The sequence below is a fragment of the Mesorhizobium sp. B2-7-1 genome, from assembly GCF_006440735.1.
In the GTDB taxonomy this organism is placed as follows: domain Bacteria; phylum Pseudomonadota; class Alphaproteobacteria; order Rhizobiales; family Rhizobiaceae; genus Mesorhizobium.
The window spans coordinates 81,595-100,537 of the sequence record NZ_VFUA01000002.1; the positions used below are offsets into that span (position 1 = coordinate 81,595).

Below are 18,943 nucleotides of genomic sequence, written 5' to 3' on the forward strand. Positions count from 1 at the left end.
GGCCCGGAATGCTGCTCATTCATCGCAAGGCCGCGCGAGAATTCCTGGCGCTTTATCCGACGGCGCGCATCCTCGTCGCCGACGAGACCAATTTCATCAAGGACAGGCGGCATCGCTTCCTCAGCCGCGCGGCCACGGCCAGCTGGGACGCCATCATCATCACCCACTCCGCCTTCCGCTTCATCAGCGTTGCGTCCGCATTCGAACAGCAGATGATTGAGGGCGAGCTCGCGCTCTATGAGGTCCTGCTCACCAAGGTCGAGAACGGCGATCGCGTCTCGCGCAAGCGCCTCGAGCGGCTGAAGGAGGGCCTCAAGGAACGTCTGGAGGCCCTTGCCACCCGCAAGGACGACCTGCTCACCATCTCCGAGATCGGCGTCGATCAGATCATCGTCGACGAGGCGCAGGAGTTCAGGAAGCTCTCCTTCGCCACCAACATGTCGACGCTGAAGGGGATCGATCCGAATGGCTCGCAGTGCGCCTGGGACCTCTATGTGAAATCCCGCTTCATCGAGACAAGGAATCCGGGCCGGGCGCTCGTGCTGGCCTCCGGCACACCGATCACCAACACGCTGGGCGAGATGTTCTCGGTCCAGCGCTACCCCGGCTACGCGGCCCTGACCGAGCGCGGCCTGCACGAGTTCGACGACTGGGCTTCGACATTCGGCGATGTCACCACCGAGCTCGAGTTGCAGCCCAACGGCAAATACAAGCCGGTCACCCGCTTCGCCACTTTCGTCAACGTCCCGGAGCTGATCGCCATGTTCCGCTCCTTCGCGGACGTGGTCATGCCCGAGGACCTGCGCGACTATGTCAAGGTGCCGATGCTCTCGACGGACACGCGCCAGATCAGGACGTCCAAGCCCTCGGCCGCATTCAAGCGCTATCAGGTTCTCCTCGATGCCCGCATCAAGGCAATCGAATAGCGCGAACGCCCGCCTGAGCCCGGCGACGATATCCTGCTCTCGGTCATCACCGATGGCCGCCATGCGGCGATCGACCTGCGTCTGGTCCATCCCGACAATGACGATGAGCCGGACAACAAGCTCAACGACCTTGTCGCCAATGCCTACTGTATCTGGAAGGAGACGGCCGACAGCGCCTACGTCCGGCCGGACGGCAAGCCGTTCGAGCGCACCGGCGCCGCGCAGATGATCTTCAGCGATCTCGGCACCATCAACGTCGAGACGACACGTGGGTTCTCCGCCTATCGCTGGATCCGCGATGAATTGGTGGGCACGGGCGTGCCGGCGGCCGAGATCGCCTTCCTGCAGGATTTCAAGAAGTCCGAGGCCAAGCAGCGCCTCTTCGGCGACGTGCGTGCCGGCAAGGTCCGCTTCCTCATTGGCTCGTCCGACACGATGGGCGCCGGCGTCAACGCCCAACTCCGGCTCAAGGCGCTGCATCATCTCGACCTTCCGTGGCTCCCGTCGCAGATCGAGCAGCGCGAGGGCCGCATCCTGCGGCAGGGGAACCAGCACGACGTCGTCGACATTTTCGCCTACGCCACCGAAGGCTCGATGGACGCCCAGATGTGGAAGAACAACGAGCGCAAGGCCCGGTTCATCGCTGCGGCGCTATCGGGCGACACCTCGGTGCGCCGCCTCGACGACCTCGGCGAAGGCCAGGCCAACCAGTTTGCCACGGCTAAGGCCATCGCGTCCGGCGATCCGCGCCTGATGCAGAAGGCGGGCCTCGAAGCTGACATCGCGCGGCTCGAGCGGCTGCGGTCCGCGCATCAGGACGACCAGTTCGCCATTCGCCGGCAGCTCCGTGATGCCGAGCGCGACATCGAATACTCGACACGCCGGATTGCCGAGATCGGCCAGGACCTGGCGCGGCTGGTTCCGACGACGGGCGAGGCCTTCGGCATGCGCGTTGGCGACCGGATATTCACGGAGCGCAAAATCGCCGCCGCGCGCTGATGACCGAGATCCTCGCCCTGGTGCAGCTCCAGCACGTTGGCGCCCGCGCCATCGCCACGATCGGCGGATTCGAAGTCGAATACTCCGGAGAGCACTTCGGCCAGGACGGGTATCGCTACGCCACCATGCTGGTGCGTACTGGATCCGGGACGGAAATCGAGCTGCCCGTCACCACCACGCCACCGGGCGCGATTGCCCGGTTGGAACATATCCTCGATGCCTTCGAGGATGAACAGGGATGCTATCGTCATCGCCTCTGCTACGCGCAGAAGCGCTTGGCGACCTATCGGTCACGCGACGGTGTCACATTCGCTTTCTCGGACGAGCTCGCCGACAAGCGCCGACAGCTTGCCGAAACCGACAAATCCCTGGCGCGTGACATTGAGGTGCATGGCCAGAGGGGACGCGAGCAGCCGGCGCCTAGATTAACCGAGTCGCGTTCGTCGTCGATCAGCCCAAGCCGGGCCGAAAGCTCCGGGCGCGTTCTGCAAAACCGCGCACAGCGCTCCGTCATAAACTCCTCGAACGGTCGGCGCGCGAACGCGTTATCGCGTTTTCATTTGATCGCGCCACCTCGTATCGGCGGCGAAATCACCGGCCGACAAATCGGGACGCCCTGTCTCGACATGGTAATCTCTCGCGCATTCGACGCCGCTCCACCGCAGCTTTCGCTGCTTTAGTGCGAGCCGGACGAAAACTGCTCCAGGGTAACGCAGAGATTAGCTATCGCGGGAGGCGCCTTCTGATTGAGCACCCTCGTCAGCCGCTCATCAGCGGTCACGAAGCGCCAATTCCTGCTCATCGCCAGACAGATGTACATGCAATCGTAGGCCGGATGGCCAATATCCGTCGCCAGTTCGGTCGCCTTGGCGAGCAACCCGCGCATACCGAACAATTCGATATCGCTGCGCTCGAGCAAATTCGCTGCGAGCTTCGCCTCCTCGCGGCTGAGTTCGCCGCGCTGAATCTTCTTCCATAAAATGTTGGCGCACTCGACCGTCAGAAGCTCCGGCGCCGCCAAACGATGCCTTTGCCGCAAGCCAAGCGCGAGAGGCGTGCCGTCTTCTTCCACCACCCATTTGACGGCGATGCTGGCATCGATGACGAGCGTTTCCGTCACCGCTCGTCACGTCCTTCGCGCAGCAGGACCTCGGCGGGCGTCTGCTTGCGCCGCCCAGTGAGCTGCCGCAACTGGGCCGCCAGTTCATCGAACGAGGGTTCGACCTCCGTTTCCAAAACCTGTCTCAGAATCTCGCGATGTTCGGCTTCAGCCGAGCGCCCATGTCGGGCGGCCCGCCTCTTGAGCTTGGCGATTAAGTCGTCGTCCAGATTACGGACGTGCAGATTCCCGGCCATGGGGCCCTCCATGCTCTCATTGAGCACAAAGATAGCAATCGATGGCCTCCTGATCAAGATTTCCGCCGATCGCGGTGCAGCTCGCCAAACTCGCAGTCTGTTCGGATTTGAGGAGAGAAAAAAGGGGAGGGGAAAAGAAAGAAGGACCGTTCGCAGACCGGGTGGTGCGCCGACGCTGGCGCTCAATCGCGCCCGTCGCGATCCCGGCCCGTCATCCTGCGCAGGGCTGAAGAAGCCCCGCTCGTCCAGTCGCCGACGATAAGCCAGTTAAAGTCACAGTCGAGCTACCGGCGCCACTCCATCGCGACCTGGTCAGGTATGCGGAGATCCTTGGACTCGACACCGGGAAGCTGCGAACCGATCCCCTGCGTTTGATCGTGCCGATGCTTGAGCGGTTCATTGCATCGGATCGCGGCTTCGCGGCGGCGAAAAGGGTGCCGAAGTCTTAGTTGAGTTGCCTCGGAACGTGCGTGTCAACAAGTGCGCGGGCGATGCCTGCTCTGCCTGCGTCGCGATGGCTTGGTCGTCCCTGCTCCGGTCGCGCTTTGTCGGTCCTATCCGCCTAGGTCGATCCAGGCGGGTGCATGATCGCTCGGTTTTTCCCATCCACGGGTCTCGACATCGACATCGGCAGCTCGAACGGTCTCCGCCAGCGACGGGCTTACGAGCAGATGATCCATCCGTAGACCTGAGCTTCGGTCGTAGCCGCCGCGATAGGAGAAGTTCCAATAGGTGTAGATGCCTTTGCCGGGGTGGACCCGGCGCGTCGCATCCACCCACCCAATGCCCAACATGCGTGCGTAAGCTTCCCTGCTTTCCGGGAAGAAGACGGCATCGCCCACCCAGCGCCTCGGAACTACGGCGTCGATTTCGGTTGGAACGACATTGTAGTCGCCACAAAGGACGGTGCGCTCTGGTAATAGCGATCCGCTGTACTCAATCAGACGTTCGAGCCAACGTAACTTGTAGTCGAACCTGGGACCTGGCGCCGGATTTCCATTGGGTAGATAGATGCAGCCGACGACCAGCTTGTCGACCTCCGCCTCCAGATAGCGGCTGTGCGTGTCATCGGGATCGCCCGGCAAGCCGCGGCGGCGCTCGACCGGATCCCTCCCACGCGCCAGAATAGCCACGCCGTTGTAGGATTTCTGGCCGTGCCAGACAGCGCCATAACCGGCGTCTCGGATGGCTTCGATCGGAAATTTGTCGTCGGATGTTTTCAGCTCCTGAAGGCAGATTACGTCATAACTCGTCTCGCCGAGCCACTTCAGGAGCACAGGCAGGCGGCCGTTGACCCCATTGACGTTAAAGGTCGCGATCCTGGGCATTGCTGATCTCCCTGCGTGGCTTCGCCTGGACTTGCAACGCGAGAAGCAGATGTGGGTTCAACTTCTTCGTGGAACTGTTCGTCCGACCGACGGTTGAAAATTGGTGTCAACTCATGGAGGCTTGCATGGCCAGCGGCGACAAATCGAAATCCACTGAAAACCAGGAGCGCCAACCCCGGAAAGACACAGATCGAGAAAAGCAGGAAGCGGCCGCGAAAACGCCCGGCAAGACCAACGACTGGGATCGCGACGCCGTGCATGGCGACGGCGACACGGTCGGCATTGAGCCGGGCACCGAATAGTCCGTTCGCAGAGGCTGTGACATGTGTTTTCGGGAGCGTCCATTGCACGTCAATCTGCGGGACCGGGAGGTGCATTGACGCTGTTGGACGGATGGCTTCGAATGAGGCCAAGCACGGATTGTGCGGCTTTTCGTGTTGAAGCGAACTCTATCGGAGATCTATTTAAAGGGATGCCCGCCCGCCGAAAGATCGACCCGACCACCAAGCTGGTCGCGGAGTGGCCTCTTTCCCCGGCTGCGACACGCGGATCGTCTGTGAGAGCCAGGGACATCTTCCTCGAAATGCGCGCCCGCCTGGCGTGTGACTTAAGAGATCTGCTCCGCATCGAGTCCCGCGTGCTTACATTGCGCCTGCCGGAGGGCTCGGATGTCGATGTTGATGCGGCATCGGCGATCGTGTCCAAAGCTATGCGCGACATCGAGGACCTGCCGGTGATCCCTCGCGAAGTCGAGGACATCCTGGCGATCTCCTCCGGCGAGCGGCACCGCTGGCTGAGGGACGGTCGCTTGCAGAGCGCCGGAACCAGAACGGTCAAACTTCGCGGCCGCGCTCGCAAGATCACCTTTCATGTGTTCGACCCGCGCCACATCGAAGATGTGCTCGATCGTGACCTGGTCACCGGCTGGCGGGAAGAAGACGCGGCGAGAGCTGCCGAGAATAGGCGCCGGGCGGCCGTCAAGGCCGCCCTCAAACGTGCCCAAAAGAGCGGTCGTGCGGCTGCGGGAATTTTCGCTTGGCCCCATCGAAGAATGGAGAATGGAAGTCTCGGACGAGGAGGGCCAATTGCTCCTCTCGGTCACTGTTCGCATTGAACGTCACGAGTGACGGCCGAGCTACAGATGGAGATAATTCGGGGTGAAGTCTGCATATGCTTTGAGGCGTACGACATCGGGAATATGAACGATATTTTCCCGGAAGGTGACCAGTCCGGCCTCCCGTAGCGACGCCGCATATGGCGCAGAACACGAACGCCCGTCGTTCGTCGATCGATGGGCGCACCACGCGGCATAGCGGCTATGCCGTCAGCCAGCGCATCCGCAAGCGCATTGAGGAGGCGTTTGGATGGATCAAGACGGTCGCCGGGCAGGAGAAGACCAAATTGCGCGGCCGCGACCGCGTCGGGTGGGCCTTCACCTTCGCGGCCGCCGCTTACAATCTGGTGCGGCTGCCCAAGCTCATAGCGGCCCCGGAATGACCGCGCCCGCAGGCTGCCAACTGATCGGCCGCTGGCGGATCATCGAAGCCGATCTGTGGGATCGCGGTTACCTCAACCTCGGTGGACCCGCAACCATCACCATCGGACCCGACAACAAAGTCGAGATCGCCTTTGGCGCCCTGCAAGCCGGCCTCGATTTGAGCTACTGCCCCTCGATAGCTCACTTCACATGGAGTGGATGTGACGAGATGGATGAAGTCACAGGCGATGGCCATGCCGAATTGCTCGACGACGGCTCGATCGAGATCACATTCGCCTACCACAACGGCGACGAGGCCATCCTCAAGGCTATGCGTCAGGCTTCTTCAACAGCCTCCTAGAGGTCGAACCTGGAACGCTTCTCCGCAACGTTCCGCAGGCGCAGTAGCGGGGACCCCGAACTCGCGTGAGGCAGCGATCGCAAAGCGATTCTCGTCTTCCTGTTTGGAACATCCCGGCGCGCCAAATATTAGGACGCCCTAACGTCAGGGGAGCACGGGATGAGGTTTGTTGCTATCATGGATCCGACCGACGAATGGCTGGTCTTCGACCGATCAACTGATCTCCCGGCAGAAGTGAATAACAGGCCGCTCATTGGGCTATCGCAATCGGAAGCCGAGCGCCTGGCAGATGAGGCCAATGTCCAACTATTGTTGCGCGAGGGATCAGCTCTGTCGCGAGCCTTGTTCCCCAGCATGCCGCGACCACTCAATTTTGAATGCGGTAACCTTCGGTGCGCCTTACAATGGCTGAATGCCACGGTGTGTGTTCGAAGTTGCGACAAACGGGCAAAGCTTTGCCGACGTCCTGCATACGCATCGCGCCCGCCGACGGCACGCCAAACCGCTCTCGTTCGGCGGATCGGACATCGTGATCATTTCCGTGTCCTGGTATCTCGAGGAGCCGAGAATCGAAACCCACTGAATGGCGCCGCCGCCTCGCAAAAAGTTTCGGTCGAGCGATGGAAACAGGAACGTTCCTATTTCTCAGACATTCTCAGTCTGCACCCTAGTCCACTCCTCCTTCCTGGGGCCGGAACATTGTCATCCAGAGAAAATAATTTGCCGAACCCCGGCACCGACCAGATTTCAATCGTCGATCTCATTCCCGCCTTGCGGGCTTTTGCGCGGACCTTCTGTCGCGCGCCTGACGATGCCGACGACCTTGTGCAGGAAACGCTGACCAAGGGGCTTGCCAATCTGGACAAGTTCGAGCCGGGTACGCGCCTGAAGTCCTGGCTCTTCACCATCATGCGCAACACGTACTACACGCGTGTCAAAGCAGCGGCCAGGGAGGCGCCCGGGCTGCTTGACTGCGCCTCCAGCCGGCCGATTTCGGAACCCTCGCAAGATTGGTCTGTTCAAACCAGGGAAGTGCATCACGCCATCCAGAAACTACCTTCGCAACAGCGCGAGGTGCTGATGCTGATCGGCGTGCTGGGCGTCAGCTACGACGAAACCGCCGAGATATGCGGCTGCGCCGTCGGCACGGTCAAAAGCCGCCTCAACCGCGCACGTGCCAGCGTTCTGGGGTTTCTTGGGGAGAACTCGCCTAAGGCGCTGATCGAGCGGCGCCGCCAGCTGTCCGACAATCATTGGGATACGGAAAGCGGCACGCGCTAACGCAGGTGCGTGGCGGTCGAGTTTTACAGCATGTCTCCCGGGAGTCGGCCAGGTTCGGGATAAAGATATGCTTAAAATCAAAGACATAAAGCAGGCCGCATGAATCCTTTTTCACGCGACCTGCTTTAAGTGCGTAAAGTAGGCTATTTAGTGGTTCACGACCGCTCTGCTCCTGCCGCATCGGCTCTGCGCTTTTCAGTCAGCGCGGTTTGCAATTCGCGTGCAAGGTTGATGAGACGGTCAGGGACCTTCTCCCGCTCGATAGCGGCCAGCAACGATGCGATCTCCCGGTCCAAGCCCTGGTTCGCTTGGGCGCAAAGACCGCTCTCTCTCGTGCGAGACATCGCATTCTCTTAACAAACAGAGGCCCCATCAATCTCACTGAGGCATACCCGGTCCGCGTTTGCGAAGCGCGTGCCGCAGACCGTGGGATTTCCCATCCGTTGTCAGCGGATTTCGTGGCAACGGATGATCTCGGAGCATCAGCTCAGTCCTTGGTAAGGCGGTTCGCCGCGTGGTCCTGATACTGATCGAACTTGATCCGGTTGCCGTCCAGACCGCGTTGCTCGGTATGCTGCTTCTTGTCCCGGTTCGACAGGACATCGTTCTCGCCAACCATATCTTTTTCAAGCGTTGTCTTCGCTCCGGTTCCGGAACCCTTGCCCTGACTGCCGCGGCCGATGTGCTTCTTGCCGCCGGTCGCCATTGTTCTTCTCCTGGTCTGCCTGCGTGAAACTCTTCGGCGACCGAACTGCCGCTCGCGCGTTATGTTCCGCCGCTCCGACGGACAACGAAGACCGTGCCGTCCCAACTGCCGAAAGGCATTTCGCCGTCGACCAGGACATCCATGCCAAATGCACGGGCAAGACGGTTAGTATCTGCGGAATCGGCGTCCGGCGAAGTCCGGTAGGAATAGTTGAGTATCGCCGCCATTCCTCCTTGCCGCAGCACGCGCGCAATCTCGCCGAAATGCCGCTCAGCAACCCCGGCAAGCACCAGGTAGGGAAAACTGTCCATGGCCAGCACGCAGTCGAAGCTCGCATCGGCAAAATCACCGAGGTCAAGGCCCAAGGTCAGATGAAATTCCACATTTGCAAGGCCGGCGCACCGCCGGCGCGCGATGTCGATCATCCCGGGCGAGATATCGATGCCAACGACATGTCCTGCCATGGCGCCGAGCACATATTCGAGGCGGCCGATACCGCAGCCGATATCCAATATGTGTTTGTGGGCGCCGAGCAAGCCCTGACGTTCCAGCCACAATGCAACCTCTCCGGTTGTGGCCGAAAGCCTGTCCTCGTCGCCCAACGACGACAATTGCACGCTGGCCGCTGGGGAGATGGCTACCGCCCGATCGAAGCCGCCGGCCAGCCGCTCGACGGTCATGGCGTCCGTTTCACCGTCGGCACGGTCATGCGACACGCAGGCAGCCGCTCTGCGGACCTCGTCGAAGGCGGCGGCCTTACCACGAAGGGTCGTCGCGATGTCTTCCAACCAGCATCGCCGGGAGATTCGACCAGAGCGCATGTCCAGTGCGATATCCGCGAGTTGCATCGGGCTGGTCGCCTGATCGACATTGACGGCCAACCTGGCTACCGCGTTGTCGACGGAGAGGTCGTCGGCCATGCAGTCCTCGAGGAGGCGGCTGGCAACGGCCCTGGTTCGCCCCGAGGCGGTCACGGTGCTGTGCTCCGGGTCCAGACCTTCTGCGCTGTCCAGCGATCGATGGCGCCCCAGCCATATTTGTAGCCTTCCCGGCCGCGCAGAAAATCGAACTCGCGCGCGCCTTCGTTCGCGGCCTCGGTGATGGCATGGCCGATCAGGATCGCGCCGGGGCTTTCGTCTGCATAAGCCGGGTCGAAACCACCGAGATAGGCATAGGCTCGGTCGCGGTGATGAAATCCATAATAGGCGCCGACCACGGCGTCGCCGATCTGGATCGTTAAGCATCGCGCCAGGCCGTTGTCGGCAAGCCGCGGCAGGGCCCTGCGATGAAATTCCACGGCCATATCGGACAGCACGCCCCCGCCATCGCCAGCCCAGCGCGCGCCATGCAGCCGCATCAGCCTATCGAGAAATCTCTGCGGATCGGACTCGCCGCGGCTGATAACAACGGGTCCTCTTCGTTGGGCAGCTCGCTCGGCGCGGCGCAACTGACGTCTTCGTCTTGGTGGAACCGAGCGGGCGAGAGTTGGATCGCCGTCGAGCATGAGCACGGGACAGGCGTGCGCCATAGACCGGTGCTCTTCGGCATCCCGGAGCTCAAGGCTCAGCGACACGGCATCGGCCGAGAGGTCGGGCAGGATCCACTGCGACCATTCCAGCGACAGAGCAGCTTCGGCGATAGCGGCGCCGGCCTGCACCTTCAAGGCCGGCGCACACAGAACGTCGAGATAGTCGCTCAATGAGATGCCGATGGGCAGCAGGCGCAAGCCGCTCTCATGCCTTTCGATATAGAGCGGCGCCAGGCCTGCGAGATCGTCTCCGGTCCACACGGCAATCATCGCGAGATTGCCTGGCGCGAATGTCCGCCACCACGGAATGAGCCAGGCAGGAGACTGGAACGGCGTCGCCGAGACACTTCGCGACCAGAGCCGCCACCAACACGGCTCCAGCTCTTCAAATGCTTCCGGATCGTGAATGATCTCGGTGCGCAGACCGCCCATCAGGCGGTTCCCAGCAACGCGCGAGCGGCGCCAAGCTTGGCCAGCGCTTCATAGGCATTCATATAGGATGTGATCATGCCTTCCAGGGAGAAGCGGCGACGCGCCTCGGCCCGGCATGCCTCATGGTCCAGGGCTCCGGAATCTACGATGGCTGCCGCCATCTCTTCGACGTCGTTGACCAGGAACCCGGTCCTGCCGGGTTGGACGACATCGAGAAGCGCGCCGTTCGGAAACGCGACGACAGGTGTGCCGCAGGCGAGCGCCTCCATCGCCACAAGTGAGCTTGTTTCGGCGGCAAGGCTGGGAATGATCAGGCAGCGGGCGGCGTTGAGCAGCCGCCGCTTCGCCAGAAAGCCGAGCGGTCCAAGAAAGCGCCGCTGCCGATCGAGACGGGGACAGACCTCGTCGGCAAAGTAACGCAGATGGGTCTCGTAGCGATAGACCTTGCCAGCGATTGCCAGGGGAACGCTGGCTCGCCTTGCTGCTTCCTGCGCGAGATGGATGCCTTTTTCAGGGCAGATGCGGCTGAGGATCAGCGCGAAATTGCGTCGCGATCGTGGCTCATGCAGCGCCTCGATATCGACGCCGTTCGGAATGGGTGGCGCTAGTCTCGATCCCGCCGGCGCTGTGCTGTGCTGCGCCGGCGAGACCGCGTGCAGCCACAGGTCCTCACGTGATGGCGCAAGCACCTCGGACGGATACCAGTCAAGCGGCAGGTGCAACGTCACCAGCGTTGGGCCGTCGCAGGGCAGATAGGCATCGAAGTCGATGCCGTGGAGATGCACGACATCGATCGGCCAGCGGGCGCGGGCGGCTGCGATCGCATTGCGATGCACTTGATGGGCACGATCCTTCGCCTCCTCATCAAGCACACCCGCTTCGGTGGGTGTTTCGACCAGGGTTCCGGCCGTCTGCGACCCCTGGCATGCCACGACGATGGAACGATGGCCCTGTCGCACCAGCGCACGATCCAACGCCGAGAGGACCTGCTCGGCGCCGCCGACCGCGTCAGGCCCGACGGGGGCGAGGGGGTAGGCGACGTTGAGGACAGTCAGTGTCATCGCTGATCGCGCCCGCCCTCACCATGCCGCCGACACGCGCTGCCTTGGTGCCATGTCCTCGCCGATCGCGGGAGCGTAGCGGCGGATCATCGCCGCGCAGAACTCGGCGAATTCCTCAGGGACCTGGGGCGGACTGGTGTGATGAGGCTGCAGACCGCGATGCTCCGGCGTGAAGCAGAAGGTGACCGTGACGTTGAAATCAGCGAGCGCTTCCATCTGGCGATCGAACCAGTCCAGCGCATTCGGCCGAAAACTGTCGGCCCAGGACAACCCGGTGCGCAGGTGGGTGACGCCCAGACGCTGCATCCAGGCAACAGCGTCGTCCAGCCGATGGTCCTCATAGTGGAACCATTGCACCAGGCCCATTTGGGGAGTGTGGCGCACGAACTCCTCGAGCGCAGGCTTGGGCGTGCCGTCCTCGCGCAGCAGGCCCATGTAGAAATGCCTGTAATAGGACGAACCTTCCGCTTCGCGATGGCGTGTCGTCGCCTCCCAGGAACGCGGCAGATCATAGAGGCTGTACCACTGCACGCGCGGCGCAAGTCCCAACAAAAGCTTCGCCGTCCGGCGCAAGCCCCAGACTTGCACCTCCTCGGCGCCGAAGGTCGACACACCGACTTCGCTGACCCACACCGGAATGTCGGCGACCGTCGCGATCTCTCCGAGCTTGTGAGGCCACTCGTGGATTTGCCAGAGGTTCCAGTCGAGCGGAAAGCCATGCACGGCGACGGCGTCGACATGGTCGAGCACGCCGAACTCCTTCATGCGCGTCATGAAGCCGGCATCGATCGGCGAAATGCCGCCCAGCACCTTTGTAATGGCAGGATTTTCTCGGCCGATTGCGTCAGCCGCCAGCGTCGCCATCGTGGCAAACCGGCGCCAGTCCGGGTCGAGCTCCGGATCCCAGTGCGATTTGTTGTTGGGCTCGTTCCAGATCATGGCGGCTTCAATCATGGGTCTCTCCTTTCGAAGGATAGACGGCGGCGGTGCCGATCGGTTCGCCGGACGCGCGGCAGAAATAGATCTCGTCTTCAGGGTGAAGCAGAATCTCGAAACCGGCGCTGCGCAGCATCGCCTCGGTGCAGGCGCGGTTCGGAATCCACCAATTGGTGGGGTCATCGGCGTAGCGATGCTCGATGAAATGCAGCTTCGGAAATTCGGGCTGGTCGAACAGGTCGCGCGTCCAGAAATGGTAGTTCTGTTCGAGCGCCAGCACGTCGCCGCTGCCGCGCTGCATCGACTGGAAGATCATCAGGTCGTCCGCGACATGCGCGCGGATCAGGTCGAGCGCCAGGAGGGGGTGGCGCAGGTGGTAGAGCACGCCCATGAACAGCACGATGTCGAACCGCTCGCCTAGCGAGGCGACGTCATAGACCGACAGTTCCCTGAACTCGATGTCGCAGTCCGCGATCTCGGCGGCGAAACGGGCCTGGGCAAGATAGGCCTGGTCGAAGTCGACGCCGAGCACCCGATCGGCGCCGCGCTTCTTCATTTCGATCGAGTAGAAGCCGGCGTTGCAGCCGATATCGAGCACCGATTTACCCGAAAGATCAGACGGAATGGCATCCGCGAATTTGCGCCATTTGATCAGCGGGTAGTTGCCGAGGAAATGATCGGGGGCGGTCTCCACGCCCGCCAGTTCCATGTTGTGGAACCACGGCCCCAATGCGTCGATGCGCCGACGTATTTCCGTGCTGGAACGCAGCATGGCTAAGCTCCTTCGCCTGGAACGGTTGGCGCTGGCGAGCAGTCCTGCGCGGCGACCATCGGCAACGTCCCATCTTCAACCGCATCGTTGCGCTCGAGCAGCCTGAGCGCTGTGCGATAGCCGTTGAAAGTACCGACATCGACATAGGCGGTCCCGGCCTTGACGCCGTAAGCCTCGCCTCCCGCCGCAAGATATGCGTTGACCAGAGTTCCGAAATACTCGTCAAAACCGTCGCGCTGGCGCCAAAGGGCGGCAAGCTCATGGAAGATACGGCCCGGCATCTTGAAGGCCCCCCAGACCCAGTTCGTCGCGGCGTCAGCTTGCTTGACTTGGATTTGCTCGATCCGCCCGTTTCCATCGAGGACGACAGCGTCGAACAATTCCGGGCGATCGACCGGAAACATCAGGAAGGACAGCCGGTCGTCGGCCAGGCGGCAGAAGCCGTCTTCTGGAAACCAGATCGTGTCCGGAAGGCCGACCAGGACCGTTTCTTCAGGCGTGACAAGCGGTGCCGCGCGGAAGATCGCGTCGCAAAGCCCAACCGGAGAAGGCTGCGCTACGAAGATGGCCGCGGCGTCGTCATAGCCGCCGGCGTAATATTCGAGGATATCCGACTTGCCGGAACCGATGATGAAGCAGATGCGATCAACGCCGTTGCAGACCATCCGTCGCACCAGATACTCGCTCACCGCGCATGGGCGCTCGATCTGGCCATCCAGCCGGCTGCCGACCGGCAGCAGCTCCTTGGAGAAACCCAACGGCTGAATGCGGCTGCCGCGACCGGCGGCAGGCACGATGCCCAACATCAGACAACTTCCTCCATTGTGCCACTCGCCATGGACGAAAAAGCGTCGTTCAGGATACGGTCCAATTCGGCAGCGCGATGCGCGGATGTGTGCTCGTCGAGGACGCGCTCCTGGGCGCGGCGGCCGAGCGTGGCAATCTCACTGTCCGACAGGCCGAGCGCGGCAACGACATCGCCTGTACTGTCCGCCAACAGAATCTCGCTGCCAGGCGTGAAGAAGCTGTCGAGGCCGGCCCAGTCGTCCGAGATGATCGCGGTGCCGCAAGCGGCCGCCTCGAAGAGACGGCCTGACGGGCACCAGCCCTGTCGCGCCATCGCCTCGCGGGTGACATTCAGCGTCAGGCGCGAGGAGGAAAAGAAGGCCGGGTGGTCGGCGGGCGGCAGGTGCCTGACGAAATAGATGTTGCTGCTCCAGGGGAAGTCCTGCGGGTACTGCGCCCCGCCTATGACGAAACGGCGGTTCGGCAGTCGGGCCGCTGGAGCGACGAGCAGTCTTTCCACCCCCGCCTGCCGGTCCGCGGCATAGGTCCCGAGATAGGACAGATCGCATGCGAACTCGGGCCTGGACTGCGCCGGCCGGTGTCGGTTGGGGTCGACATGGCCGTAAAGCGGCAGGACATAATGTGCGCCAAGAATGGTCTTCAGTGTGTCGATCACCGGCCCTCCGGTATAACTCAGGACCAGATCGAAATCGCGCAGGCCCTTCGGCTCGAAATAGGCCGGGTAATCACCTCGCTCGATGCTCGCCAGCGTCACGGGTGTATCGAGGTCGTAAAACACCTTCAGGCCGCGACAGCTTTCGTTGGCTAGGCGCGAGGCCTCCACGGCGTCCGGACAATAGGAGGTGACGATGACGACCTCGGCTTCCCATATCGCGGCCTCGGCGCCTTGGCGGATGGACTCCCAATCCTGGTAGAGAACGATATCGCCGCCGCTCAGCCGGTCGATGTCCCTGGCACCGGCGTAGTAGGGCGTATCGCGCTCGAAAAAGCTGATCGACCAGCCAAGCCGCGCCAGCGCCCCAATCAGTCCGCGCCAGAGCGTGGCGTGCCCGTTACCCCACGAGGATGTGACGGTGAGGCCGAAAATGACCATGCGCATCGGTTACCGCTCCGTCAGGCGATTTCATTCAAACGGATCAGCTTGGAGCCCCAGTCGCCGTGGACGACCGTTGTGATGGAGGCCGGCGCGATGTCGAAGCGGAAGCAATCGCCGAGCTGCAGACCGAGGATCGCGCAGACAGCCGCCTTGATCACATCGGCATGGCTGACAAGCGCGATGCACTGACCCTGTCCATTTTCGCGCAGCGCGTCCATCAGGCCGATCATCCTTTGCTGGACATCCAGCATGGTCTCGCCGCTCGGAGTGCGGGCGCTCTGGCGCTGCTCGTTCCAAAGCCGCCAGCTTGCATCGCCGTTCAGTTCTTCGAAGGTCTTGCCCGACCACTCGCCGAAGTCGATCTCGTCGAGTTCTCTGCAGATCGCGAACTTCTCAATCTGACAAGCGATGGCGATCGGCTTCGCTGTTTCCAGTGTGCGCTCGCGTGGGCTGCTCAAGATCGCCGCGAGCGGCTCTCGCGCCATCCGTCGCGCGAGATGCAGCGCCTGAGCTTGGCCAGCTTCGCCGAGGCGAACGCCTTCAAGCCGCCCGGCCAAGTGCGACCCGACATGATCATGCGCCGCGTGGCGAATCAGAAAAAACGTCGTAGTCATTCGGCGGCGTCCAGCATCGGCTCGTCATTGCCGGCGATGAAGGCGAGCGTCCGCAGACGTGCTTCTGCGTCGGTGAACTGCTCCGGCGGCGACTTCATGAAATAGCTGCTGGGTCCTGTAAGCGCGCCAGCAATGCCGCGGTCGAGGGCAAGCTTGGCGCAGCGGACGGCGTCGATGACGACGCCTGCTGAGTTGGGCGAGTCCCAAACCTCCAGCTTGAGCTCGGCATTGAGCGGCACACCGCCGAAGGTGGTGCCTTCGACCCGAATATAGGCCCATTTGCGATCGGTCAGCCACGGGACATGGTCGCTGGGTCCGACATGGATGTTGCCGGCCTCAAGCGGGACGTCGATCTGGCTGGTGACGGACTGCGTCTTGGAAATCTTCTTCGATTCCAGCCGCTCGCGCTCGAGCATGTTGAGAAAGTCGGTGTTGCCGCCGAAGTTGAGCTGATAGGTGCGATCGATGCGCACGCCGCGCTCGCGGAAGAGATTGGCTAGCAGCCGGTGCACGATAGTTGCGCCGACCTGGCTCTTGATGTCGTCGCCGACCAGGGGAAGGCCGCGTTCCTCAAAGCGTTGGCGCCATTCCGGCCTCGAAGCGATGAAGACAGGGATGCAATTGACGAAGGCGCAGCCGGCTTCGAGCGCACATTCGGCATAGAATCGCGTGGCCTGTTCGGAGCCGACGGGAAGATAGGATATCAGAACCTCGGCTCCGCTTTCGCGGAGCCGCGCGATTACATCTGCGATCGGTTCATTCGATTCTTCGATCTCACCCCGAAGGTATTTGCCGATGCCGTCGAGTGTCGGGCCGCGCTCCACACTGACGCCGGTCGGCGCGACGTCGGCGAAACGGAAGGTGTTGTTGGGCGCGGTGTAGATCGCTTCGGCCACATCGCGCCCAACCTTGTTTTTCGCAACATCGAAGGCGCAGACGACCTCGATATCGTCGACGTGATAGCCGCCGAGATCGGCATGCATCAGCCCGGGGATCGGCTCGTTGCCGTTGGCGTGGCGATAATAGGAGAGACCTTGCACCAGGGATGATGCGCAATTGCCCACGCCGATAATGCCGATGCGAACTTTCTTCGATGTCACGAAACCGCTGCCTCTTCTAGTTGGAGGTAAGTTCCTCGGCGCCGAACCGGGAGTGGCCGCGAATGTTCCTTCCCGCTGCGAAAAATTGCTCGATCTCCAAAAAACTGCCGGCCTGATTCCGGATCAAACAGGCGCGGCTCTGCGTTGGCGGCCAGACAGCTGGGAAGGAGCCGTATGGTCATCTTCGGCGACCACAAGCGAACGCGTAGCGCACAGCAGCTCAGGGAGGCTGTCTTGGCCGCCGCTGGAGCAATCGGCGATCTGCCTGCCGGCATCGAACGTCATGCTGCTGTGGTCGATCTTTTCGTCACCGCCTCTGAACTTGTGCAGGGCCTTGCCGATGCGGAATTCGACAGCAAAGGTGTCGACAGCAGGTCGTCGAGGCAGAAGCTGGGTTCTGAAATCCTTGTCGAGTTGTCGCGGGAAATCCTGCGATCTTGGCGACAAGGATTTGCCCGAAGCGGAGGGCTCGATGCATCGCTGCTTGCAAAACTTGCCGCCATCGACTGCGGCAGCCCAATAACCACCGGTCCGGCTGAAGGCTTCGCGCTGTACGCACTCTACCCGGAAACCTATCTGCTTGCGGCGCTGCAGTCCGGCCTCGACGCAAACACCTGTGTCATCGGGATCCGCAGCATCGGTCTCGGCCTGGCAGCAATGGTCGCAGCCGCCCTCCGAGCACCACTGCCCCTGAGCGTGAGGCCGATTGGACACCCCTTTCGCCGGCACGTCTGCGCTGCGCCCGAACTGATTGGTGACTGGCGGGACAAACCAGAAGCCAGATTTGCGATCGTGGATGAAGGCCCGGGCCTCTCCGGCAGCTCATTTCATGCGGTTATAACCTGGCTGGAGGAGCAAGGCATTTGCCGAGAGCGCATCCACCTGTTCCCAAGTCACCGCGGGGGGCCGGGCGCACACGCTTCGGCAGACATCCAGGAGATGTGGAGCCGCTGCCGATGCCATGTCGCGGACTTCGAAGCAGCCTTCGATGGATGCGTCGCGCCGAGCCTTCGACAATGGATGGCGAACCTCCTCGGCAAGGCTGATGTCGAACTCAGCGAAATCTCCGGCGGCGAATGGCGCAAACATATCTCAGTGACGTCCGACCATTGGCCGCCTGCATTTCCGGCATTCGAGCGGCGCAAATTCATGCCTTCGGCCAGCGGTGAGCGCTGGCTGGCGAAGTTCGCGGGCTTCGGCGAGAGCGGAGGTCGCAAGCTGCGTACGGCCAAGGCACTGCACGAAGCGGGCTTTGGCGCTCAGCCGGTCGGACTCTGCCACGGTTTCCTGGTCGAGCGCTGGATCGATGCCGACAGGCTGGACCGGGTAGGGATGGCAAGGGATCTGCTGATCGAATGGCTTGGGCGTTACCTCGGCTGGCGAGCCGCCAGGCTGCAGACGGACGAGAGCGGCGCGTCGTTGGACCAACTCGCGCGCATGTCGGTGCAGAACTGCGAGGAGGCGCTGGGCAAGACGCCGGCGGATGCCTTGCAGGCATGGTTTGCCTGTCAGCCATCACCGGGTCCGACGCGCCGGGTCGAGATCGATGGACGGCTGCACGCTTGGGAAATTCTGGTCCACCCGGACGGGAGCCTGCTCAAGACGGACGCGGTCGATCATTGCCGATCGCACGATCTTATCGGCTGTCAGGGCATAGAATGGGACATTGCCGGCGCGCGGGTCGAGCACGACCTGTCCGCCGCCGAGCTTTCGAAGCTCATCGGCCGCATCGAGCGGACGATATCTATCAACAGGGCCCTGGTCTACTATCTCGAGCCCGGCTATCTCGCATTTCAGCTCGGCCTCTGGACGATTGTAGGGCAATCGGCCAACGACGAAGACCGGATGCGTGCGACGCGCCAAGTCGAACGTTACAAAACCGGAATTGTTCGGCTTCTGGGCTGTTGAGGACCAAGCACGCAGGAGTCAGTCCAGCCTGCGCAGCATGTCGGCTTCCTGCTCCAGGATGCTCGCCACTTCTTCCCGTTGCAGATGCGTCATCATCAGGCTGACGCAGCACTCGAGATAGGTGATGGAAGCTCTTCGCAGGAAAGCGGCGGTTTGCACCGCCGCCATCTGCTCGATGTCCTTGACTGGTCGCTTCGGCTGCATAGCTCTTCCTCCGTCGCGGTTGTCATGCCCAATCGCGATCTCGGTTGGTTG

Annotated in this window: 20 protein-coding genes and 3 pseudogenes; 8 read left to right on the forward strand and 15 right to left on the reverse strand. The window is 62.2% G+C overall.

Annotated features, from left to right (window positions below):
- Positions 1–8: 8 nt before the first annotated feature.
- Positions 9–2,311, forward strand: a pseudogene (locus FJ471_RS35145) (helicase-related protein); the annotation flags it as partial.
- A gap of 290 nt (positions 2,312–2,601) precedes the next feature.
- On the opposite strand, the gene FJ471_RS01455 reads toward FJ471_RS35145, so the two are convergent.
- Together FJ471_RS01455 and FJ471_RS01460 are read right to left on the reverse strand one after the other, a co-directional pair.
- Entirely contained in the window at positions 2,602–3,045 is a 444-nt protein-coding gene (locus FJ471_RS01455; RefSeq protein WP_140801403.1) for a type II toxin-antitoxin system VapC family toxin, read from the reverse strand.
- A complete protein-coding gene (locus FJ471_RS01460) occupies positions 3,042–3,281 on the reverse strand; it encodes a hypothetical protein (RefSeq protein ID WP_140801404.1) in 240 nt (79 codons plus the stop codon). The genes FJ471_RS01455 and FJ471_RS01460 overlap by 4 nt, the downstream gene beginning before the upstream one ends.
- A gap of 245 nt (positions 3,282–3,526) precedes the next feature.
- Between FJ471_RS01460 and FJ471_RS01465 the strand changes: the two are divergent.
- Positions 3,527–3,730: pseudogene (locus tag FJ471_RS01465) on the forward strand (DUF2274 domain-containing protein); the annotation flags it as partial.
- A 105-nt stretch (positions 3,731–3,835) separates the two neighbouring features.
- Here FJ471_RS01465 and xth read toward each other — a convergent pair.
- A complete protein-coding gene (xth, locus tag FJ471_RS01470; protein ID WP_140801405.1) occupies positions 3,836–4,609 on the reverse strand; it encodes an exodeoxyribonuclease III in 774 nt (257 codons plus the stop codon).
- A 125-nt stretch (positions 4,610–4,734) separates the two neighbouring features.
- Here xth and FJ471_RS34665 point away from each other — a divergent pair, with 125 nt between their 5' ends.
- The 5 genes and pseudogenes from FJ471_RS34665 (at position 4,735) to FJ471_RS01490 (ending at position 7,728) form a co-directional block, all read left to right on the forward strand.
- On the forward strand, positions 4,735–4,911 hold the full coding sequence (locus tag FJ471_RS34665) for a hypothetical protein (RefSeq protein WP_181179073.1): 177 nt from the start codon (positions 4,735–4,737) through the stop codon (positions 4,909–4,911).
- Between the two features lie 170 nt (positions 4,912–5,081).
- Positions 5,082–5,723 (forward strand): hypothetical protein, encoded by a 642-nt coding sequence (locus FJ471_RS01475; protein WP_224670189.1) that lies wholly within the window; start codon positions 5,082–5,084, stop codon positions 5,721–5,723.
- 134 nt (positions 5,724–5,857) lie between these two features.
- A pseudogene (locus tag FJ471_RS01480) lies at positions 5,858–6,106 on the forward strand (transposase); the annotation flags it as partial.
- Positions 6,103–6,447: a hypothetical protein gene (locus FJ471_RS01485; protein ID WP_140801407.1), complete on the forward strand. Its 345-nt coding sequence runs from the start codon at positions 6,103–6,105 to the stop codon at positions 6,445–6,447. The pseudogene FJ471_RS01480 and the gene FJ471_RS01485, both read left to right, overlap by 4 nt.
- 720 nt (positions 6,448–7,167) lie before the next feature.
- Positions 7,168–7,728: a sigma-70 family RNA polymerase sigma factor gene (locus FJ471_RS01490; RefSeq protein WP_140801408.1), complete on the forward strand. Its 561-nt coding sequence runs from the start codon at positions 7,168–7,170 to the stop codon at positions 7,726–7,728.
- Between the two features lie 155 nt (positions 7,729–7,883).
- Here FJ471_RS01490 and FJ471_RS01495 read toward each other — a convergent pair whose 3' ends face one another.
- From FJ471_RS01495 to FJ471_RS01545, 11 genes are all read right to left on the reverse strand, one after another.
- The gene (locus FJ471_RS01495) at positions 7,884–8,024 is read right to left on the reverse strand and encodes a hypothetical protein (protein WP_348643321.1); all 141 of its coding nucleotides are present in this window, start codon (positions 8,022–8,024) and stop codon (positions 7,884–7,886) included.
- 191 nt (positions 8,025–8,215) lie between these two features.
- Positions 8,216–8,434 carry a hypothetical protein gene (locus tag FJ471_RS01500; RefSeq protein WP_140801410.1) on the reverse strand — a complete coding sequence of 73 codons (219 nt, stop codon included), beginning with the start codon at positions 8,432–8,434 and terminating at the stop codon, positions 8,216–8,218.
- A 59-nt stretch (positions 8,435–8,493) separates the two neighbouring features.
- Entirely contained in the window at positions 8,494–9,354 is an 861-nt protein-coding gene (locus FJ471_RS01505; protein ID WP_140801411.1) for a class I SAM-dependent methyltransferase, read from the reverse strand.
- Between the two features lie 50 nt (positions 9,355–9,404).
- Positions 9,405–10,394: a GNAT family N-acetyltransferase gene (locus FJ471_RS01510; RefSeq protein ID WP_140801412.1), complete on the reverse strand. Its 990-nt coding sequence runs from the start codon at positions 10,392–10,394 to the stop codon at positions 9,405–9,407.
- A complete protein-coding gene (locus FJ471_RS01515) occupies positions 10,394–11,455 on the reverse strand; it encodes a glycosyltransferase (protein ID WP_140801413.1) in 1,062 nt (353 codons plus the stop codon). The genes FJ471_RS01510 and FJ471_RS01515 overlap by 1 nt, the downstream gene beginning before the upstream one ends.
- Before the next feature lie 18 nt (positions 11,456–11,473).
- Positions 11,474–12,409 carry a beta-xylosidase gene (locus tag FJ471_RS01520; RefSeq protein ID WP_140801414.1) on the reverse strand — a complete coding sequence of 312 codons (936 nt, stop codon included), beginning with the start codon at positions 12,407–12,409 and terminating at the stop codon, positions 11,474–11,476.
- Complete coding sequence (locus FJ471_RS01525) at positions 12,402–13,163, reverse strand: TIGR04290 family methyltransferase (RefSeq protein ID WP_140801415.1); 762 nt, start codon at positions 13,161–13,163, stop codon at positions 12,402–12,404. The genes FJ471_RS01520 and FJ471_RS01525 overlap by 8 nt, the downstream gene beginning before the upstream one ends.
- Positions 13,164–13,165: 2 nt before the next feature.
- Positions 13,166–13,969, reverse strand: coding sequence for a sugar phosphate nucleotidyltransferase (locus tag FJ471_RS01530; protein ID WP_140801416.1), 804 nt, complete (start codon positions 13,967–13,969; stop codon positions 13,166–13,168).
- The gene (locus FJ471_RS01535; protein WP_140801417.1) at positions 13,969–15,069 is read right to left on the reverse strand and encodes a glycosyltransferase; all 1,101 of its coding nucleotides are present in this window, start codon (positions 15,067–15,069) and stop codon (positions 13,969–13,971) included. Before FJ471_RS01535 ends, FJ471_RS01530 begins: the two co-directional genes overlap by 1 nt.
- Before the next feature lie 14 nt (positions 15,070–15,083).
- The gene (locus FJ471_RS01540; RefSeq protein WP_140801418.1) at positions 15,084–15,680 is read right to left on the reverse strand and encodes a histidine phosphatase family protein; all 597 of its coding nucleotides are present in this window, start codon (positions 15,678–15,680) and stop codon (positions 15,084–15,086) included.
- On the reverse strand, positions 15,677–16,780 hold the full coding sequence (locus tag FJ471_RS01545) for an inositol-3-phosphate synthase (RefSeq protein WP_140801419.1): 1,104 nt from the start codon (positions 16,778–16,780) through the stop codon (positions 15,677–15,679). The genes FJ471_RS01540 and FJ471_RS01545 overlap by 4 nt, the downstream gene beginning before the upstream one ends.
- A 174-nt stretch (positions 16,781–16,954) precedes the next feature.
- On the opposite strand from FJ471_RS01545, the gene FJ471_RS01550 reads away from it, so the two are divergent.
- The gene (locus FJ471_RS01550; protein WP_140801420.1) at positions 16,955–18,688 is read left to right on the forward strand and encodes a hypothetical protein; all 1,734 of its coding nucleotides are present in this window, start codon (positions 16,955–16,957) and stop codon (positions 18,686–18,688) included.
- A gap of 18 nt (positions 18,689–18,706) precedes the next feature.
- Here the strand turns inward: FJ471_RS01550 and FJ471_RS01555 are convergent, their stop codons facing one another.
- The gene (locus FJ471_RS01555) at positions 18,707–18,892 is read right to left on the reverse strand and encodes a hypothetical protein (RefSeq protein ID WP_140801421.1); all 186 of its coding nucleotides are present in this window, start codon (positions 18,890–18,892) and stop codon (positions 18,707–18,709) included.
- Positions 18,893–18,943 lie beyond the last annotated feature (51 nt).

What these genes read in the sequence shown, in the direction of transcription:
- FJ471_RS01460 (WP_140801404.1), bottom strand. Translation starts at nt 3,281, where the DNA reads ATGGCCGGGAATCTGCACGTCCGTAATCTGGACGACGACTTAATCGCC.
- xth (WP_140801405.1), bottom strand. Translation starts at nt 4,609, where the DNA reads ATGCCCAGGATCGCGACCTTTAACGTCAATGGGGTCAACGGCCGCCTG.
- FJ471_RS34665 (WP_181179073.1), top strand. Translation starts at nt 4,735, where the DNA reads ATGGCCAGCGGCGACAAATCGAAATCCACTGAAAACCAGGAGCGCCAA.
- FJ471_RS01475 (WP_224670189.1), top strand. Translation starts at nt 5,082, where the DNA reads ATGCCCGCCCGCCGAAAGATCGACCCGACCACCAAGCTGGTCGCGGAG.
- FJ471_RS01485 (WP_140801407.1), top strand. Translation starts at nt 6,103, where the DNA reads ATGACCGCGCCCGCAGGCTGCCAACTGATCGGCCGCTGGCGGATCATC.
- FJ471_RS01500 (WP_140801410.1), bottom strand. Translation starts at nt 8,434, where the DNA reads ATGGCGACCGGCGGCAAGAAGCACATCGGCCGCGGCAGTCAGGGCAAG.
- FJ471_RS01505 (WP_140801411.1), bottom strand. Translation starts at nt 9,354, where the DNA reads ATGGCCGACGACCTCTCCGTCGACAACGCGGTAGCCAGGTTGGCCGTC.
- FJ471_RS01510 (WP_140801412.1), bottom strand. Translation starts at nt 10,394, where the DNA reads ATGGGCGGTCTGCGCACCGAGATCATTCACGATCCGGAAGCATTTGAA.
- FJ471_RS01515 (WP_140801413.1), bottom strand. Translation starts at nt 11,455, where the DNA reads ATGACACTGACTGTCCTCAACGTCGCCTACCCCCTCGCCCCCGTCGGG.
- FJ471_RS01520 (WP_140801414.1), bottom strand. Translation starts at nt 12,409, where the DNA reads ATGATTGAAGCCGCCATGATCTGGAACGAGCCCAACAACAAATCGCAC.
- FJ471_RS01525 (WP_140801415.1), bottom strand. Translation starts at nt 13,163, where the DNA reads ATGCTGCGTTCCAGCACGGAAATACGTCGGCGCATCGACGCATTGGGG.
- FJ471_RS01530 (WP_140801416.1), bottom strand. Translation starts at nt 13,969, where the DNA reads ATGTTGGGCATCGTGCCTGCCGCCGGTCGCGGCAGCCGCATTCAGCCG.
- FJ471_RS01535 (WP_140801417.1), bottom strand. Translation starts at nt 15,069, where the DNA reads ATGCGCATGGTCATTTTCGGCCTCACCGTCACATCCTCGTGGGGTAAC.
- FJ471_RS01540 (WP_140801418.1), bottom strand. Translation starts at nt 15,680, where the DNA reads ATGACTACGACGTTTTTTCTGATTCGCCACGCGGCGCATGATCATGTC.
- FJ471_RS01550 (WP_140801420.1), top strand. Translation starts at nt 16,955, where the DNA reads ATGGTCATCTTCGGCGACCACAAGCGAACGCGTAGCGCACAGCAGCTC.
- FJ471_RS01555 (WP_140801421.1), bottom strand. Translation starts at nt 18,892, where the DNA reads ATGCAGCCGAAGCGACCAGTCAAGGACATCGAGCAGATGGCGGCGGTG.